Source organism: Brevibacillus sp. FIR094 (assembly GCF_050477165.1).
GTDB lineage: Bacteria > Bacillota > Bacilli > Brevibacillales > Brevibacillaceae > Brevibacillus.
This window is the reverse complement of sequence record NZ_JBEAES010000059.1, coordinates 1-18,549: the sequence shown is the minus strand read 5'-3', so window position 1 is coordinate 18,549 and position 18,549 is coordinate 1. Positions and strand designations below refer to the sequence as shown.

At 44.1% G+C, this 18,549-nt stretch carries 13 protein-coding genes; 4 read left to right on the top strand and 9 right to left on the bottom strand.

Annotated features, from left to right (window positions below; all coding sequences use genetic code 11):
* Positions 1-96: 96 nt before the first annotated feature.
* The gene (locus ACQ5DJ_RS28915) at positions 97-2,067 is read right to left on the bottom strand and encodes a methyl-accepting chemotaxis protein (RefSeq protein WP_429845459.1); all 1,971 of its coding nucleotides are present in this window, start codon (positions 2,065-2,067) and stop codon (positions 97-99) included.
* Between the two features lie 430 nt (positions 2,068-2,497).
* Between ACQ5DJ_RS28915 and ACQ5DJ_RS28910 the strand changes: the two genes are divergently transcribed.
* Complete coding sequence (locus ACQ5DJ_RS28910; protein WP_429845458.1) at positions 2,498-3,562, top strand: SDR family oxidoreductase; 1,065 nt, start codon at positions 2,498-2,500, stop codon at positions 3,560-3,562.
* Positions 3,563-3,632: 70 nt separating this feature from the next.
* On the opposite strand, the gene ACQ5DJ_RS28905 is transcribed toward ACQ5DJ_RS28910, so the two are convergent.
* Together ACQ5DJ_RS28905 and ACQ5DJ_RS28900 are read right to left on the bottom strand one after the other, a co-directional pair.
* Positions 3,633-5,384, bottom strand: a complete 1,752-nt coding sequence (locus tag ACQ5DJ_RS28905) for an ABC transporter ATP-binding protein (RefSeq protein WP_429845457.1) — start codon at positions 5,382-5,384, stop codon at positions 3,633-3,635.
* 280 nt (positions 5,385-5,664) lie between these two features.
* On the bottom strand, positions 5,665-7,185 hold the full coding sequence (locus ACQ5DJ_RS28900) for a chitinase (protein WP_429845456.1): 1,521 nt from the start codon (positions 7,183-7,185) through the stop codon (positions 5,665-5,667).
* A gap of 339 nt (positions 7,186-7,524) precedes the next feature.
* Here ACQ5DJ_RS28900 and glpT point away from each other — a divergent pair, with 339 nt between their 5' ends.
* Positions 7,525-8,889, top strand: coding sequence for a glycerol-3-phosphate transporter (gene glpT / locus ACQ5DJ_RS28895; RefSeq protein ID WP_429845455.1), 1,365 nt, complete (start codon positions 7,525-7,527; stop codon positions 8,887-8,889).
* Positions 8,890-8,982: 93 nt separating this feature from the next.
* Here the strand turns inward: glpT and ACQ5DJ_RS28890 are convergent, their stop codons facing one another.
* The 4 genes from ACQ5DJ_RS28890 to ACQ5DJ_RS28875 all read right to left on the bottom strand — a co-directional run bounded on the left by ACQ5DJ_RS28890 (position 8,983) and on the right by ACQ5DJ_RS28875 (position 14,014).
* The gene (locus ACQ5DJ_RS28890) at positions 8,983-11,550 is read right to left on the bottom strand and encodes an ABC transporter permease (RefSeq protein WP_429845454.1); all 2,568 of its coding nucleotides are present in this window, start codon (positions 11,548-11,550) and stop codon (positions 8,983-8,985) included.
* Positions 11,547-12,230 (bottom strand): ABC transporter ATP-binding protein, encoded by a 684-nt coding sequence (locus ACQ5DJ_RS28885; RefSeq protein ID WP_429845453.1) that lies wholly within the window; start codon positions 12,228-12,230, stop codon positions 11,547-11,549. The genes ACQ5DJ_RS28890 and ACQ5DJ_RS28885 overlap by 4 nt, the downstream gene beginning before the upstream one ends.
* A gap of 97 nt (positions 12,231-12,327) precedes the next feature.
* A complete protein-coding gene (locus ACQ5DJ_RS28880) occupies positions 12,328-13,329 on the bottom strand; it encodes a sensor histidine kinase (protein WP_429845460.1) in 1,002 nt (333 codons plus the stop codon).
* A 1-nt stretch (position 13,330) separates the two neighbouring features.
* Positions 13,331-14,014: a response regulator transcription factor gene (locus tag ACQ5DJ_RS28875; protein WP_429845452.1), complete on the bottom strand. Its 684-nt coding sequence runs from the start codon at positions 14,012-14,014 to the stop codon at positions 13,331-13,333.
* Between the two features lie 493 nt (positions 14,015-14,507).
* On the opposite strand from ACQ5DJ_RS28875, the gene ACQ5DJ_RS28870 reads away from it, so the two are divergent.
* Complete coding sequence (locus ACQ5DJ_RS28870) at positions 14,508-14,897, top strand: hypothetical protein (protein ID WP_429845451.1); 390 nt, start codon at positions 14,508-14,510, stop codon at positions 14,895-14,897.
* Positions 14,898-15,137: 240 nt separating this feature from the next.
* Here the strand turns inward: ACQ5DJ_RS28870 and ACQ5DJ_RS28865 are convergent, their stop codons facing one another.
* Positions 15,138-15,677 (bottom strand): NAD(P)H-dependent oxidoreductase, encoded by a 540-nt coding sequence (locus ACQ5DJ_RS28865; RefSeq protein WP_429845450.1) that lies wholly within the window; start codon positions 15,675-15,677, stop codon positions 15,138-15,140.
* Positions 15,678-15,938: 261 nt separating this feature from the next.
* Here ACQ5DJ_RS28865 and ACQ5DJ_RS28860 point away from each other — a divergent pair, with 261 nt between their 5' ends.
* A complete protein-coding gene (locus ACQ5DJ_RS28860; RefSeq protein WP_429845449.1) occupies positions 15,939-16,307 on the top strand; it encodes a winged helix-turn-helix transcriptional regulator in 369 nt (122 codons plus the stop codon).
* 673 nt (positions 16,308-16,980) lie between these two features.
* On the opposite strand, the gene ACQ5DJ_RS28855 is transcribed toward ACQ5DJ_RS28860, so the two are convergent.
* Positions 16,981-18,261 (bottom strand): MFS transporter, encoded by a 1,281-nt coding sequence (locus ACQ5DJ_RS28855; RefSeq protein ID WP_429845448.1) that lies wholly within the window; start codon positions 18,259-18,261, stop codon positions 16,981-16,983.
* Positions 18,262-18,549 lie beyond the last annotated feature (288 nt).

The following is an 18,549-nucleotide window of genomic DNA, read 5'->3' as shown; positions in this document are numbered from 1 at the left end:
TCACACTGGCTGCTTAGGCTTTTTTAGTTCTGTCCGCTTGACAGGGGTAAGACCACATCTGTTGGTCTTCTTTCTCTCCATCAGGAGAACCTACCGTTAGCGCTCCAATTTAAAACGCTGCACCAAGGACTGCAACTCTTCTGCAATGTTAGCAAGGTGCGCTGCCGAAGCCGCCACTTCCTCCATCGAAGCATTCTGCTCTTCACTGGCTGCGGCGACTTGATCGACCTCTTGTGCAGTGGCTTGGCTCATGGCGCTCGATTCACCAAAAGCTACAATCATCGCTGTATTTGAATGCATCAACCCTTCGCTGACGCGGGCTACTTGCGCGAGGTGTGCATCAATGCGGTTAATGGCCTCATACATCTCCGTAAAACGCTGCTCAACTGATTGTGTCAAATCACTTCCCGCTGTAGCCGAATCCACGCCCTCCTCCGTACGTCTAGCCATGTGCAGGACGCGATTCTGGACCTCGCCGATCAGACTGTCGATCTTTTCAGCCGCAGAACTTGTCTGATCAGCCAGCTTGCGTACCTCATCAGCTACGACAGCGAACCCGCGGCCTTCTTGCCCGGCACGTGCCGCTTCAACAGCAGCATTCAACGCAAGTAAATTCGTCTGTGAGGCGATATTCTGGATAAAATTCGTCACTCCGCTAATTTCTCCAGCAACCCGTTTTAACTCCTCCATCTCATCTTTTGAACGAGTGGAATGCTCCACGATCATGTTCACCTGTTGTCTCGCCGCTCCAAGGGACTCCTCTCCGGTATTGGCCAGATCTGTAATGAGCTGTGACATTTCCGTGCTCTCACGTAGTATGCGGATGGCATCATCCAACTCCTGTTGCGCTTGCGTCGCCGATTGCTTCGCCGTATCTATACTCCGATTCATATCGGAAGACATGGACGCTATTTCTTGCATGGAGGCTGCCACTTGTTCAATCGTTTGCACGTTCTCCTCCGAATTTGCAGACAAATGATGGGAGGAAGCAGAGATTTGCTCGGAATGATCGGTAATTTGACGCAGAACATCTGACAACGATTGCGACATCGTATTGAAGTTGGATTGCAGCTGCCCAATCTCATCGATTCTTCCACTCTCGATGGACCTGACTGTCAAATCCCCCTGCGCGATCGAGTCGGTCAGTTGCTTCAATTGCAGGATTGGTCGCACAGTCCGTTTCATGAAGATCCAGACAAACAAGGCAATAAGGGCAAGCAAAAGCACGATAAACATGAACGATATCCGTAACAGCGGCCCTGTTTTTTGCTTAATTTCACTCCAATCAATCACGGAAACGACGTTCAATCCGAGCGAATTTTGCTTGTTGAAATGGTAATATTCACGAAGCTCGTCAACGTCCATTTCGAAAGAACCCTGCTCTTGATCACGCATCACTTGGAAGCGCTCGTCTTCAAGCGGCTTGCCTTGTGGGAATCGCGGATGCGACATCGTCACGTTGTTCTGATCAAACAGGCTGACATATCCCTTTTCACCGATCTTGTACGTCTTTACCAGCTCGTTTAAGTGATCGATAGAAACGTCGATACCCGCTACTCCTGTACCGCCCGAGACCGTCTTGGCAAACGTAATCACGTAGCTCCCACTGACCGCGTCGATGTAAGGGGGCGTCACAATGATCTGCCCTTTATGCTGAATCGCTTGCTTGTACCACTCTCGCGTAGTCGGATCAACTTCCTTCTTCGCAGAGTTGTAGTATCGATTGTCGTAGTACATGAACGCAGCCAAAACATTGTCGATGTCTTTCTCTAAGTTGTGGATACGATCATAGATATACCTATCCGCATTTTGCCCCGGAGGAACTTGAACATCCGCAAAGCTATCGATCGTAACAGAATAATCCCGGTACGAATTATTGAGTACTTGTGTAATCATCGTGGTAACCGATTCAACTTGAGACAACAATTCGTGCTCTAACTGGTTGCGTGCCAGTTGTGTCAAGGAAAGGCTCAGAACGACAGAAGGAACAACGATAAGCAAGACGAGAAAAAACAGCATCTGCTTGGATAGCGATGCTTTATAGCCAGTAAACATCTTTTTGATCATCTGTGATGACTCCTCTCTTATGGAAATAAGATAACTAACTGCTGTGAGAACAACAGAACAATCCGTTTTTTGCAGCCCAAACACCGCCTCACAGGTCGACTAAAGGCGTACTGATAGACGGCTATGCCCCATAACTGTGCTGACTTTCTCCAAGTTCATGTAAAGTATATTTTCCCTATTACTACCACTCTGAAACTTCCCTGCATCCAAACACGGCAGTTTACTAATTTCAGTGTGTTTTCAGCGGAAAATACCGGGTAATCCAAGCAAGTAGCCATAACTGTGGCTGTTAAACAGTTGTTTGAAACGGCTCAGTTGTTCACGATACCGTTTCATCCGCACTCGTCACAGCTGCATTTTTCATCATATAATGAATTATTGATATTTTAGCAACTCCCTACCTAACAAACATACGGAGCTGGTTAACCATATGAATATCCTTGTAACCGGAGCAACAGGTTTTCTCGGAAAAAAACTCTCCCAAGATCTATTAAACGAAGGCCATACCCTTTACTTACTCGCTCGAAATGAAAAGAAGGCAAGCGATTTGTTGCATAGCTTTGCCGAAAAACACCGGACACGAGTACATATTTTACTAGGTGATGTTTCGAAAAAAGACTTGGGCGTCTCTGAAAACGATCTGGGACAGCTCAATCAAAAAATAGATGCGATGTACCATATTGCCGCATACCTGTCCTTTGATCCCGCTCAAAGACCGCAGACGTACGAGGTAAATGTAGAGGGAACAAAAAATACGTTACAATTCGCAGAAGCCATTCGCTCCCCCCGCTTTATCTATGTGAGTACGGCTTATACCATCGGCACTGAGACAGAGGGGAAAGAAGCGCTGTACAACCCAGAACGCTCCTTCGTGAACAACTACGAAGAGACAAAATGCTTGGCGGAGCATCTCGTCTTCTCCTACAGCGACATAATGGAGACGATCATTGTCAGACCGTCGATCATTATCGGCGATTCCAAAACGGGCGAAGCCGATACCAATTTTGGCTTGTACGGATTATTAAAAGGTCTTCGCGTACTAAAAAGAAGAGCATCCCGAACAGAAGGCTGGGACAAGCAAAAGTACCGGATCTTGGTGGATGTCGACGTGAACTCGAACCTCGTTCCAGTTGACTATGTCTCTTCTGTCTTGCTCGCAGCACTTACGCATGGCGAGCATAAGGAAATCTATCATGCTACCAACCCTGTCCCACCTACCCAACAACTGGTGGTCGATTGCATCAAGGAAGTGTTGGATTTTCCGAATCTAGTTCCTGTTCCATTTGAAACAGACGAGCTGCTAACCGAAGAAGAGAAGGGCTTTAATGCATCTATGAGCTTGTTCCATTCGTATTGGAAGCGGAGTATCTCTTTCCCGAATGACAACACCAAAAAGCTGCTGCAAAAAGTGGGGCAAAGTGAATTGCAGATGGATAAAGAGATGTTGATTGCGATTATGAGTGGGTTTCAAAAGCAGGCTGTGCTTGCTACGTAGTCCTCATTACGTTTTGTTCCAAGAAAAAAGAGCTACCCTAAAAGAGTAGCTCTTTTCCTTTCTTCTCCTTCTAATTCAGAGAAGCAACCCTATCAAATTGCTTCGCATAGAGATGGGCGTACGTTCCATTGCGTGCCAGCAGCTCCTTGTGTGTGCCTTGCTCAGCAATACCGTCCTTGGTTAATACGATAATACGCTCCGCATTGCGAATCGTGGAAAGTCGATGGGCGATTACAATGGTTGTACGTCCTTTTGCCAACGATTCTAATGATTCTTTGACGATGCTTTCACTCTCATTATCGAGTGCGCTCGTAGCTTCATCTAATATCAAAACGGGTGGATTCTTCAAGAATACCCTGGCGATACTTATGCGCTGCTTTTGCCCTCCAGACAGATTGACACCTCGTTGCCCGAGCTCGGAGTCGTATCCATTTGGTAATCCCATAATAAAATCATGGGCATTCGCTTGTTTGGCTGCCATGATGATTTCTTCGTCGCTTGCTGCTGGTTTTCCGTAGCGGATGTTTTCCATCACGGTTCCCGCAAAAAGGTAGACATCTTGTTGGACGATTCCTATTTTATCTCGTAATGACTGTAGGTCGATATCACGCACATTGAGCCCGTCGAGGTATACATCCCCACCTGTCACGTCATAAAAACGGGGAATTAGCGAACATAACGTCGTTTTTCCCGCACCGGATGGACCCACTAATGCTACGTACTCTCCGGGATGTACCGTCATCGACAGGTTTACAAAGATATCGTCCAACTTCTCTTCATAGCGGAAGGAAACCTGCTGGAACTCAATCTCACCAAGCACCTCTGATATAGCCAGCGCATCCCGTTTGTTTTCGATATCCGGCTTCACGGCCATCAATTCCATAAAACGCTGGAAGCCCGTTATTCCTTCTTGCAGCAGTGTGCTCATCTGGGTCAGGCGCTGAATCGGCTCCATCATGAATTTGATATACAATAAAAAAGTGATCAAATCTGCCAAGTCCAAGGTTTGGTTGACGATGTTGGCACTGCCAAAAATGATCACCGTTATCGTGATACACTGAATAATCGTTTCGACGCTATTGTAAAAATACGCTTCCGCTTTGTAGGTATTCTTACGGCTTTCCAGAAAACGATTATTTTCCCGGTTAAACTTCTCGATTTCTACGTGCTCGTTCGCGAACGATTTGACCACACGAATTCCTGACAAACTATCCTCTACCTGCGCGTTAACGTCTGCGATTCTTTCTTTATTCCTTGTTAATGCTCTGTTCAGCATCTTGTTAAAATACACAGAGAAAAGCATTAAGATCGGCAAGAAACAAAATACAGCCATCGTTAGCGGAGCATTGATCATAAATAAAATCACAAATGCCCCAACAAATCGAATGAAGTATTTCAGGTAGTCTTCTGGACCGTGATGATATAGCTCCGCCAGCATATACAGATCGTTCGTCAAACGCGACATCAGCTTACCGGTCTTTTCCTTATCATAAAAACGAAACGAGAGCTTCTGCAAATGAGCGAATAGCTCACTGCGCATATCCCGCTCCATACGAGCTCCTAGCTCATGTCCTTTATAGTCTGCATAGAAGTTAGCGATGTTTTGGACGATGACAAGAACAAGCATCAGTCCACCCATCCAGTACACTTGCTGTAGCGCCGAAGACAAATTTCCTTCAAGGATATCCTTCGTCACATACCGAACTAGCAAAGGAAACACCAAAGTCAAAGCAGATACAATAAAGGTACATGCCAATACCGACAGAAACACCATGACATACGGTTTGTAGTAGGAGAAAAATTTTTTAACTGGGAATCTCATGATTTACCCCTTTTTTCGTGTTTTTTTCAAAACACTTACAAGGGGGCACACTATTTACATCATCATAGTAGCGAAAGTGTTCCACCCTTATAAGTTTGTGGGCTTTTCTTCATTCCGTTTCTCATGTAAATAGCCTCCTTATTGGTTGGTACACTTATTTTAAGCGATTATATGTCGATGTGCACCAGTTTATCCTGATTTTGTATAGGCATAAAAAAACGGCAGCCTTTTACCTAGGTTGCCGTTTTTCTCGTGCTCTCTTTTCATGAAGATTCCGTTATTACTGGTTCAGTGAATCCAGCGAAGCGCGAACATTATTGGCAAACGAATAGTTATTTTTAGCATCCCAGTTGATAGACCAGGTCATAACTCCTTGGAACTGCGGATAACCAGCTGGATTTTGGAGTTTGTAAGTTCCTCCAAAAGACGTGCCTTTTACCAAGTATTGAAGTGCTTTCTGGATATCGGCAGGCGACGTATAGCCTCCCCCGGCAGCACTTGGAGCAGAAGGCAGCCCGATAGCGACTTGGTTCTCCCTCAAGGCCGGAAACATGTTGTTGGGATTACGACCGATAGGGAATCCTTTCAATAGCATTTCTGCCATCGCTACTTGGAAATCAGCCGTTCCTTGTTGATACGTACGACCATCTAAAGCTTCTAGCGCTCCAGAATTATAGTGTTGAACGTGGATATAATTCATTCGATCGCGAAGGGCATGAATCACAGGTAGATACGCGCCCCACGGCCCACCATAGGAAGCGTAGCCTCCTTGGACATAAGCCGTTTCTGGTGCCATCGTCAAAATGAAAGATGGGCCAAATGTATTCGTGATCGTCTGAGTCGCTGAAATTAAGTTGATAATTTTAGGCGTTGTCGGATTTCTAAAATCAGTGTCCCCCGCATTTAACGACAGCGAGCTTCCTTCCAGATCAATATCCATACCATCAAAACCATACGTTTGAATGATCGAGGTCATCGAGGTAATAAAACTTTGTTTGGCAGCTTCCGTCGTCAGCTCGACTGTACCATTCGCTCCACCAATCGAGATGAGGACCTTCTTCCCCTTTGATTTTAAGAAGGCGATATCCGACTTAAATTCCTCAGTGGATGCATTGAATGGCACGAATCCCATTGTCGCATGATCGCCACCGACTGGTTCTGCGAACGCAACATTGATTACATCGTATTTATCTGAGACATCTCTTAGCTTGAGTACCGTAGAACCATTGTCAAAATTATGCCAGTAGCCGATCAAAACTCGTTTGGATACCGGTTCATTTGGGGATTTAGATGAAGTTGTTACCGTTATCGAGGCGCTGGGTGGGGAGATATTGCCTGCTGCATCTTTTGCCTGTATCGTGAATGAATATGTCGTGTTTGCTAGAAGCCCAGTCACGGTATAGGATGTTGTATTCGATGTACCAGCGAGTGTATCTCCATTGTAGACGAGATACTCCTTAACAGCTATGTTATCCGTAGAAGCTGACCAAGATAAGCTGACCGAACTACTTGATATCCCTACTTCACTAAGATTTGTGGGGGACGTAGGTGGAATGGTATCGGGAGCAGAGGGACCTTGCAGTTGCCACAGTGTCGGTACGTTGGGCGGTTCCCATCCGACAAGCGATGTATGAGCAAATGTACATTTGTAATCTTGCCCTTGGTATGTAACCATGTCTCCTACCTTGTATACGGTGTTGGGAGCCCATTGTGTCATCGCGTGAGAAGACTGCGGGAACATAGAAAAAATTAAGATAAGCGACAGTACTACCAAAACTCCTGTTTTTCTAATCAAATACATCAAACCAAACCTCCTACATTTTTACTTGTACAAAAAAGATGTCGTTTAAATCTTTGCTTAACCCCCCTCATAAAGATGAGCTAATATAAAGATATACTTATATTTGGAAAAAATGTATTTTTTTGATTAACGCGCCTCTGACTGGAAAAATAACCCATAATAACTTCGTTGACAACGTTTTCACAGAATAATAGAATACACTTAATGACAAGTTAACTATGATGGAGATTCGGAGACTCATACCCTTTGGCACTTTCATTTTTGAAAGCGCCATTAAGGTATGGGTTTTTTTATATGTATCGCCATCATTGTTAGAAATTACGTAGGGGGAGGAATAAGATGCTCAAGCTGTTTAAGCCTGCACCGCCGATTGACAGATTGCCTGACGAACAAATTGATTCTGAGTATAAAAAGCTCAGGCTTCAGGTATTTCTCGGAATCTTCATCGGTTATGCGGCGTACTATCTCATCCGCAAAAACTTTTCACTCGCCATGCCTTATTTGATTGAAGAAGGATTTACAAAAACAGAGCTCGGTTTTGCGTTATCAGCCATTTCGATTTCCTACGGGATCAGCAAATTTGTAATGGCTATTTTTTCAGACCGAAGCAACCCGCGAATGTTCTTGCCTGCCGGATTAATACTTTCTGCTCTTATTAGTTTGCTGATGGGTGTTGTTCCTTACTTCACCTCATCCGTCACGATCATGTTTGTGATGCTGTTCCTGAACGGTTGGTTCCAGGGAATGGGCTGGCCTCCATCCGGGCGTGTTCTCGTACACTGGTTTAGTGTAAGTGAAAGAGGAAACAAAACAGCCATTTGGAATGTAGCCCATAACGTTGGCGGAGGCTTGATGGCCCCCCTCGCTGTTGCAGGTGCAGCGATGTTCACCGGGCTTACGGGTAGCGCCGCTTCCGGGTATGAAGGCGTGTTTATCCTGCCTGCTCTGGTTGCCATTGTTTTTGGATTCATTACGTATTTCTTAATTCGCGATACACCACAGTCAGTCGGCCTGCCGCCTATTGAAGAATATCGCAATGACTATCCAAACAAAGAGAAGAAAACGTTTGAAACAGAATTCTCCACAAAAGAAATCCTTTTCAAATATGTGTTGAACAACAAATGGGTTTGGGCAATCGCGATTGCCAACATCTTCGTCTACTTCGTCCGTTACGGCGTTCTGGACTGGGCGCCGACCTATTTGAGTGAGGAAAAAGGCTTTGATATGAACAAGTCGAGCGTTGCCTACTTCCTGTACGAATGGGCAGGTATCCCGGGAACGCTCCTGTGCGGCTGGCTGTCCGATAAATTGTTCAAGGGCCGCCGTGGACCCGCAGGGTTTGTCTTTATGCTCGGCGTATTGATCGCTGTTCTGGTCTACTGGTTCAACCCACCTGGAAATTCCGTGGTCGATATGATTTGCCTGATCGCTATCGGTTTCCTGATTTACGGTCCAGTCATGCTGATTGGTTTGCAAGCCCTTGATTTTGTTCCGAAAAAAGCTGCTGGAACCGCTGCAGGACTGACCGGTCTGTTTGGTTACCTGGGTGGTACAGTGACAGCGAATGCATTGATGGGGGTTATCGTTGATGCCTCCGGCTGGGATGCAGGATTTATGTTGCTGACAGCTTCGTGCGCATTGGCTGCTCTTGTTTTTGCCCTTACGTGGAATGTGCGGGGTCAAGAAGTAGTTAAAAATCATTAAAATAACAAAAAGAAGGATGAAAATCGTTGTGATTTTTATCCTTCTTTTTTTATGGTTTGAATAACTAGTCTTCACCGGACTCCCTGCACACACTCATAGATTCTCTTGTTTCAAAGCTTCAATGATGTTTGCTTTCTTCACTTTTATGCTCGCGTAATACATGGACAAGCTGACGATAACAAATACAGCAGTAATCACATACAAAATACTTGCCCAAGGCAATTCGAAGTCGTACGAAAAACTATACGTGAAGGAACGGTAAATCAACACCATAATCACTAGACTGATTGGAATACCGTAAGCTAGCGCCTTCATCCCATAAAAAATACTTTCATAGTTGATCATTTTATGAAAGCTTTTCGGCGTCATTCCAACCGACCTCAGCATCGCGAATTCTCGTTTACGAAGGGCTATGCTCGTCGAAATGGTGTTGAATATATTCGCCATCGAAACCGCAGTAATTAATGCTACGAAGCCATAAACAAAGACAGAGAGGAACAACATTTTGCGTTCAGAGCGCTGTCTGTCTTGAAACAGGTTCATGACAGATACATCCTGCGACATTTCTTCAATATCTTGATGGGTTTTCAAGGGATCCTTGCTTTTCAGGTAGAGTCCTGAATACGCGCTGACGAAGACACTTTTCTTCATGAGTTGGTCGAAGACAGGCTCGGACACGACAAGAATCACTTCAAAGGGGCTTGGCACAAGTCCCTTGGGAAATCGATCGGTTACTGAGACCAGTTCCACCTGGTTGACCGTTTCCTTCTTATCATCTGTGGAGACGAGGTCCAGCATGTCCCCCACCTTCCCATTGATCCCTCTCGTCTCGATAAATTTACCCTTTTCATCTTTAAACGTCATGGTATCAATCAAGATAGCAGACGGGTGATCTGGATTCGTCAGCTTCGCATACGCTACGCCAACCTCTTCGGCATACACTCTCAGCTTTTCTTCTTGCATCGTAGTTACATGTATGCGGTATTTATACAGGTCATTTTCTCGATACAAATATGGTTTTACATCTTCAGAAATAGCCTCCTCTGCAAGCCATACGAAGTTGCCATCCATTCGTTCTAACAAATTAAATTCGGTAACACCCTCCAACGATATGATCGATTTTACCAGATGCTCGTCTAATGTTGTCTCTTCGTCATTTTCGTATACGCCGATATCATAGTTATAGCCTTTTTGTGAAAGCTCAAATGTTTTTTGCAAGCCAGAAGTGAAAAAGGACACGGATAGAAACAAGACGATACTAATGACAAGGGAAAAGACAGTAGCGTAATATCTGCGTTTGTTTCTTTTTAAATTTTTCAAGCCAATCTCCGCTTCTATGCCGAAAAACCGTTTGATCAGCTTCGAGGTTTTTACTGTTTTATTTGTGAGCCTAATATCCATGGTTTGCCGAATGGCGTCAATGGCAGATATTTTTGAGGCCCTTTGAGCTGGAAGATACGTTGAAATGAATATAGTAATGATCGAGACCAGACAAGCGATTGCGAGGGATAAAGGCGTAACGACCAGAGTCAGTTTCTCAGTAACACCCATCGCATCCTCAAGGATCGGGTTTATAAAGTGAAAAGTAATACCGATTCCAAGTATTCCGCAGATGATGCCCAAGGGAATGCTAATAACGCCAATCACCGCTCCCTCAAAAAATACCGAATTTCTCTTCTGCCTTCTGGTTGCCCCAACGCTTGAGAGCATCCCTAAATGACGTGAACGCTCCGAGACGGAAATCGCAAAGGCATTGTAGATTAAAGAAACAGAGCCAACGACAATTACAAAGAAAACAATGAGGAATAATGAGTTGTAGGTTTCACCCAATCCGCCACTCATCTCACCATAATAACGCAATAGCGAATCATTCGTTTTAACCGAACTGATGTTGTTTTTCTGAGCCAAGTCATTGGCATGAGCAAATACAGTACTATCGATGTCATTGACGACAACGCTTGCGTCAACAGTTTGGTTTGTCCCTATTAGATTCTCATCTACATAGGTAAGGGCCGTATATCCCGGCGCCATGGGCTGCTCCCACACAGGACGTTTGATAAACCCGACAACGGTATACGTCTCGATTGTTGTATGAATCAAGGATTCCGCTCTCTTACCATCCCAAAATTGTAATGGTTCATTATGCGACACCTTCGTGTCACTTGGTGCACCCTGAAAAAAGCGCTGCCCAACATGGAGGGTTAGTTGATCCCCAATCCGAAAATCGACTTTGGCTCTCGTCGCGATCTCTTCCGAAAGAACGATCTCATCTGGTCGCTCTGGAAGCCTCCCTTTGCTGAGTTCAATCGGGAAGTTTGTAAAGCCTTGAAGATTATACGCTTTAATAAACAAATAGGGCTTGTTGACACTTTGGCTTCCTGGCAGCAGGGCGTGGCCGCGTTCCTTTGAAGTAATGAGTTGTTTCGTTGCCGTATCCTGCTTGATCGCTTCCAGCTGATCTTTGTTTACGTCTTTGTACAGGACATGCCAGTTTCCATATTCTTTTATCGTTTCCTTTTGCATCAATACCATAAAAGATGAGCCAAGCGTGATGACAGCCGTTACCATCGCCACGGAAATAATGACGCCAATAATGGTCACAAGCGTCTGTTTCTTATTTTTCATTAAATGTCGGAGCGTCAGTTTATTGATGATATTCATGGTCGAATGACCTCATCTCTCGCAATCTTTCCATCTTCAATCGCGATAATTCGATCGGCCTGCAAAGCGATTCGCTCATCATGGGTAATCATAATCAATGTCTGTTGATAGGTCTTGTTGAACATTTTCAATAAGTCTATAATTTCGGTGCTGTTTTTGCTGTCCAAATTACCGGTTGGCTCATCTGCCAGTATGATAGCGGGCTGGTTCATCAACGCTCGTCCTATCGAGACCCGCTGCTGCTGTCCACCGGAAAGCTGGTTGGGCAAATGTTGTAAGCGATTTTTTAAATTCAACGTATTCACAAGGTCCTCAAACTGCCTCTGATCCACCTGGTGCTCATCGAGCAAGAGCGGGAGCTGCATGTTTTCTTCCACCGTTAAAATCGGAAGAAGATTGTAGAACTGATAAATCAAGCCGATTTGCCTCCGCCTGAAAATCGCCAACTGTGTTTCATTCAGGCTGTACATATCCGTACTATCCACAAACACTTTTCCGCTTGTTGGTCGATCCACACCGCCTAGCAAATGTAAAAGAGTTGATTTTCCCGAACCGGACGGACCGATGATAGCGACGAACTCCCCTTTGTTCACCGAAAAGGATACGTCATCAAGTGCTTTTACTGCTGTGTCACCTTTTCCAAACACTTTAGACAGATGTTCGATCTTCAAAATTTCCATACTGAAACCTCCATACGTTTGCTGATGGATGTAGTATATCTGCCCAAAGTGACTTTACAGTGACAAAGAAAGTGACAATCTCGTCACTTAGCCCCGATTAGAGGATTTGCTTGTAGAAGCGAATTCGAAATTGGGTTCCCTTATGAACATCACTCTGAACATCTATAACTCCATTCTGCTTCGTGATGATACTATGAGCCATCGCCAGACCAATGCCGCTGCTACTCTCGCCAGCACTCTTTCCTTTATAAAACCGCTTGAAAATAAAAGGGAGTTCTTCCTTGGAAATGCCCTTCCCGTTATCTGTGATCGTCATCTCCGTAAATAATGGGTTCTCTGAAAAGGAAATCGCTATGGTTCCACCTTCCTGCGTGTGCTCCACAGCGTTTTTTATCATATTGATGATCGCTTCCGTCGTCCAACTCAGATCGCCTAGAAACGATACGCTGTCTTCTCCCGTTATAGAAATCGTTTGCTCTTTGATGTCGATTGGGATGAGAACGGGTTGTAGCGCTTTTTCAATGAGCTTGGCCACCACGACTTGATCCTTCTTGAACGGTACAGCGTCTGCATCCATTTTAGAAAGCTTTAATAGCGAAGAAACAAGCCAATCCAGCCGTTCGAGCTGGATGCGAATATTGCGCGTAAATTCCCTTCTTTTCGCTTCCGGCAGTTTGGTGTCGTCTACTAAATCCGCCATGACCATCATCGAGGTTAGAGGCGCTTTTAGCTGATGGGAGATGTCCGAAATCGTGTCTGTCAGATGAATCTTGTCTTTATGCAAAAGGGCACTTTGCTCCGATAGCCTGGCCGTTACTTTATAAATCGTATTTTTCAAAATACTGAGTTCCCCTTCACGATTATCGCGTACGTCAAGGGTATAATCGCCACTGCTAATTTGCCGAACATAGCCAGATAGCTTTTCAATCTCCTGATATCTCACTCTCGTAAAGAGGAGGCTGCATCCGATGAGTAAAATAGAAGATAAGAGAACGAGGAGGACGGCAGCAAATGGAACAAAAGTCGCGATTACAAGCAAAACCAAACTGATCGTACACATCACCAAGAATTCGAGGCGGATCTCGCGATTACGTAGCATACTAGTCACCGACCTTATATCCTAAACCGCGTACGGTTTTAATGATAGTTGGAGCTTTCGGATCATCCTCCAGTTTTTCCCTCAGCCTTTTCATATAAACGGTTAACGTATTATCGTTGACGAAGTCCCCTGCCACATCCCAAATTTGTTCCAAAAGCTGATTTCTGGAGAGAATCTGCCCGAGATGTTTGGCGAAGATCAGCAATAAGCGGTACTCTAAAGCAGTCAATGGAATTTCAATGCCATGCTTATATACTTTTCCTTCAAGTGTATGGATGCAGATCGGATCGATTTCGATGACGACCTTGGCCTGCGGCTGCTTTTGATATCTGCGCAAAACCGATTTAATCCGTGAGAGCAGCTCGCGAATTCGAAACGGCTTTGTAATATAGTCGTCCGCCCCCATATCCAGTCCCATCACAACATTGACTTCTTCATCAACAGCTGTCAAAAAAATAACGGGGATATCGCTTTGCTCCTTCACCATTTTACACAATTCATACCCGCTTCCATCCGGCAGTGATAAATCGAACAAACATAAAGCGAACTGATCCAACTGCTCGGCCAAAACCTTTTTCGCAGATGCGACGTCATGGCACAGAACGGTGGAAAACTGGTCTTGCTGCAGAGAATATTCGAGTCCGGACGCAATTGTTTTATCATCTTCCACAAGTAAAATGTTCATTGGATCATCCTCCTTTGATTTTTTTAAAAGACTACTAACATATCGCTATATCATATTGAAAAGGGTGATGATTAGCAAAAGAGCCGCCCCGGCTGCAACACCTGAGGCAGAACTGAACCCCTTTTTCTCCAAATGTTTAAAAAGCCTATGAATTTTAAGACTATCTGGCTTTCATTCTCGTCACACAGTATCTCTCAAATGACAAACGTTAGACACTCTTCCTCCTGTTAGCATTTCTTTATTATCATGGTTTGGTATCTAAATAATCCCTACTATGCCATGATCGACATTAAGTCTAAATCTTCCATACACCCCACTTGATTAGGGTGTCTACTTACTCTTCCGAGTGAATATTCTCATTTCGTATAAACTGAAACAAACCTCTTCGCTCACATAATTATGAGGGTTGAGGTTTGTTTTTACTCTACTCTATTACTATCAATTTTTTCCGATAAAATGGCTTCATCCTATAAGAAAGGTTGGTGTGGCAGTAATGAAGAATGAAAGTCAACCTTACACTGATTTTAGAGAAATGTACCGAGATATCGATTTCGCAGCAGAAGCTTACTACAACGAGTTTTTCCATGCCTACAAGACGGATGGGCGATTCCCCGAAGTATATACGCTCGAGCAAACGAAAAGAGCTTCTAGTGCCATCCAACTTCTTCAACTCTTGGAATGGGAATGGAACCCGGTTCGTTTACTGGCATTACTATCGACTGTAGGTGCTGCCCTAGGAATCGGACGCCCTATACCTGTTTTTGATTTTTGTTCAATGATTGAAGGTGTGGCGCTAATAGGTACTCCATATTTAGACTACTATACGAAAAAGAAAGACATTCTTATAGCTACGTTGGAAATGTTTGCAAATGAGGAACCATAGAAGTTAAAAAGTACGTTATACCGTTAAACCCCGCCTCGACTCTGATAGAGCTTGTGGCGGGGTTTGGCAATTGCAGAGTGCCTAATTTGCACTCTGGTAAATTTGTAATTATAAATTTTGAAAGAGTATGTAATCAAAGTTTATTTATTAGTTGTTCATTGAAAATAATGTTCTAGACTAGAGTTGTTGATCCTATTTTTCAGGAGGATTTACTCTGTTCATAATCCTTTTGGTTTTGATCTAACTAAGGAGTACTTCTGTGGAAGCACGGATATGCTCCACATACCTGTGTGCCTCCAATTTCAACTGCTCATCTGTAGCTTCCATTGCATCGTGCACAATGAATGCAGGCAGGTAGATAGCACCAGTATATTGGACGGTCACCTGTATTGGCCTTAGAAACTCACTGACCGTGAACTCGAAGTTGCCACTCGAACGGTAATCCTGCTCGCTTCCGCCCGCTGTTGTTGCCACGATGAACTCTTTACCCTTCAGATGATCTCCTTCGGAACCATACGCCCATCCATAAGTTAACACATCGTCAAACCATTTTTTGAGCAACGGTGGGGTACTGTACCAAAACAAAGGAAATTGAAGCACGATTCGGTCATACTTGGACACCAACTGTTGCTCTCTCTCTATGTCAATATTCCAATCTGAATACTCCCCGTAAAGGCTGTGAACATCAATGTTTTCATGCAGATTAAGCTCCTGAATAAGAGCACGGTTGGCTCGCGATTGCTCCATAGACGGATGCGCAACAATAACCAAAATTTTCATAAAGAATCTTCCTCTTTTCTCTTAATAGATTTTGAAAGGGCTCTTGCACCTGACACCCTCATTATTTGTGTGTATTCAAATACTGTAAAGTACGCTGTTTTTCCGTACTATGTCGGGCTGAAAGTACCTTAGGTCACGCCTGGGTTCTCTGAAGTATGGTAAACAGTACTAAGTACGGTTATTCGTTGTATTGGTCAAACCCGTAACATTTGATACAATTACGACATCGGAGAAAAATGTCAGCAAATAAGGAGTATGAGAATGCCCGAAGATTTAAGAAATTCCTTCCAATCAGAAGGAATTATGGCTACCCTTCAAGTGCTTGGTGGAAAATGGAAGCCAATCATTTTATACATCCTGCTGAATGAAGGCACCAAGCGTTTCGGAGAACTAAGACGAATGATTCCAACAATCACCCAAGGCATGCTGACCAACCAACTTCGTGAGTTGGAACGAGATGGAATGATCATTCGACGGGTGTATCAGGAGATTCCACCAAAAGTTGAATATTACGTCTCTGAGCACGGACGAACACTCAATGACGTTCTCGGTGAAATGTGTGGATGGGGCTTTCAGCACATTGAGCACACAAAGAAAATGGAGGAACATGATCAATTATCAAAACCGTAGCACATATCTTGATATCGATGGCTGTTCAGGTACTCCAATTCGATAAGCTTCGTTGATTGCAGGACGAGAGCCGTTTATTTACATTATGCTTCCGTTATCGACGTATTGGAGGGATACGCCCACTTATATATTTGAAGGGGACAAAAACCTTTCCGGTGGGTATTTCTTTTACCGCCGCATCCTTACAATCGAAGTTTATCCATGATCTGGGTGCGAAATTATTTTGTTGCATTAATGGAACCACGAGCGCTCGCCCCTTTGCGGACAGCGTTTTTTATTTCAAGAACAAGAATGCGTGCAGATACCGTCCAGCCTGTCCATTAGGTGAGCAAAGGCTGCCGATTGATCCCGCGGCATCCTGTAGCGTAATGCCCGATAGTCAGTCTAAGACTTTATTTTCTTTCTTTTTAGTAACAGACAATATTCACCTAACACTTTGTTTCAATAAAAATATGGCTTGAAAATAAAAATAAGCCGAGGAAAAACAGATGTGCATACCTGAATTTCACTCGACTTATTAACATGACTGTTAGTTGATAAAATACTGTGGAACAAATTGGAAACTGTAGATTATGAGGGTAAATCATTGACTAGGACGCGTGAATACTACCTAGACTACCGCTGTTTTAGTGAACTAACGAACCCGCTAATTTAATACTTCTTAAGGCACTTCTTAGCTCTTTATAGACACATCTTTTTCCAATGTTAATTCATGAAATGATTTCACTCGTAGTTGTAAAAATGGGGTGAACAATAATGTACAAGCCGAAGCTAACAATCCAATGCCACCCGCAAATATAGCGAACCGTAAACCCATTGCCCCCCCTATCATCCCTCCAATTAACGAACCAAGCGGTAAAGAACCCCACGAGATAAATCGAAATGTAGCATTCACGCGACCTTGCAGGGCATCGGGTACAATTACTTGACGTAAACTGATGGTACTAATGCTAAACATGGAGACACCCATTCCGAAAAGAAGCTGTCCGAGCATCATAATCAACGCAATACTTAATTCTGATCCTACTGCTAATGGAGCAAGCAAACCGCCACTTGCTGCGATCGTAGCGGAACCCACAATTGTTGGACCTACTCCAAAACGACGTACAGCCCTTTGGGCAAGCAGAGAGCCAAATAGGTACCCTACTCCTAGCGTTCCATAAATGATGCCAAGAATGCTCGCACTGATTTTGAGTTCTTGCGATGCATAGAGCACATAAACACTAAAGATAACATTCCAGGAAAGGTTAAAGACTGTTGAGCAGCGCACCACTCCCCACAGCAACGGTTTTGTATAAACCGTATGCAGCCCTTCTTTAATTTCCAGCCACATGTTTTTTTGTTTTTTCGCATCTGTCACGACTGTCTCCAACTTGCGAATCCGGGCTATGTACACAGCGGATACAAAAAAGGATACTGACGTGAACAATATTGCAAAAGGAGCGGTGATTAACTGTTCCAATCCACCTGATAAACCCGGCCCAGCAATTTGTGCGGTAGATTTACTTGTCTCTAGTTTGCTATTCCCATCAACAAGCTGCTCCTTGCTCACAATGGAAGGCAAATAGGATGTATAGGCAACATCAAAAAAGACAGTACAGATACCCACTATGAAGGCTACCAAATATAGAACTGTCATATTCAGGAATCCAGTTAAGGCTGCCAGCGGCACAATGAGCAATAATGCACCCCTGAAAAAGTTAGCGGCGACAAGAATTGGTCGCCGGGGAAATCTGTCTATCCATACACCAGCGAGCAAACCGAAAATGATAAATGGCGCATACTCGGCAAAACCAAGCAACCCCATTTGCATGGGACTGGCCCCCAAATAGAGAGCTGCCACTAATGGCATTCCTAATAATGCAACCTGAGTCCCAAACTGTGATGCAGTTTGCCCAATCCAGAGCCTGCGAAAATCTGTGTTAGTTAACACTCCTTCTGCCTTGTTACTCATGCTCGTTCCCCCATTTTTTCATAACTAATTGCCATTCAAACGTGCATTTTTAGTATAGGGGAATTTACGTTTCAAGATCTTGCGCTTTCATTATCGCAACTGTTGATTGATTGATGATTCATTTCGTTATAATAAGTCGTAATACGTTTTTCAATAAAATCTTGATTCAAATGTACTAACGCAAAAAAACCATCCTGCGCGGATGGCTAGCTCATTCATTGAAAACTGGATCTGCATGATTGCTAAGAATTTGTGGATAAGTCCTCGACCGATTAGTATTCGTCAGCT

Excerpts from the sequence above, each read along its gene's own strand:
- ACQ5DJ_RS28915 (WP_429845459.1), bottom strand. The coding sequence starts at position 2,067 with ATGATCAAAAAGATGTTTACTGGCTATAAAGCATCGCTATCCAAGCAG.
- ACQ5DJ_RS28910 (WP_429845458.1), top strand. The coding sequence starts at position 2,498 with ATGAATATCCTTGTAACCGGAGCAACAGGTTTTCTCGGAAAAAAACTC.
- ACQ5DJ_RS28905 (WP_429845457.1), bottom strand. The coding sequence starts at position 5,384 with ATGAGATTCCCAGTTAAAAAATTTTTCTCCTACTACAAACCGTATGTC.
- ACQ5DJ_RS28900 (WP_429845456.1), bottom strand. The coding sequence starts at position 7,185 with ATGTATTTGATTAGAAAAACAGGAGTTTTGGTAGTACTGTCGCTTATC.
- glpT (WP_429845455.1), top strand. The coding sequence starts at position 7,525 with ATGCTCAAGCTGTTTAAGCCTGCACCGCCGATTGACAGATTGCCTGAC.
- ACQ5DJ_RS28890 (WP_429845454.1), bottom strand. The coding sequence starts at position 11,550 with ATGAATATCATCAATAAACTGACGCTCCGACATTTAATGAAAAATAAG.
- ACQ5DJ_RS28885 (WP_429845453.1), bottom strand. The coding sequence starts at position 12,230 with ATGGAAATTTTGAAGATCGAACATCTGTCTAAAGTGTTTGGAAAAGGT.
- ACQ5DJ_RS28880 (WP_429845460.1), bottom strand. The coding sequence starts at position 13,329 with ATGCTACGTAATCGCGAGATCCGCCTCGAATTCTTGGTGATGTGTACG.
- ACQ5DJ_RS28875 (WP_429845452.1), bottom strand. The coding sequence starts at position 14,014 with ATGAACATTTTACTTGTGGAAGATGATAAAACAATTGCGTCCGGACTC.
- ACQ5DJ_RS28870 (WP_429845451.1), top strand. The coding sequence starts at position 14,508 with ATGAAGAATGAAAGTCAACCTTACACTGATTTTAGAGAAATGTACCGA.
- ACQ5DJ_RS28865 (WP_429845450.1), bottom strand. The coding sequence starts at position 15,677 with ATGAAAATTTTGGTTATTGTTGCGCATCCGTCTATGGAGCAATCGCGA.
- ACQ5DJ_RS28860 (WP_429845449.1), top strand. The coding sequence starts at position 15,939 with ATGCCCGAAGATTTAAGAAATTCCTTCCAATCAGAAGGAATTATGGCT.
- ACQ5DJ_RS28855 (WP_429845448.1), bottom strand. The coding sequence starts at position 18,261 with ATGAGTAACAAGGCAGAAGGAGTGTTAACTAACACAGATTTTCGCAGG.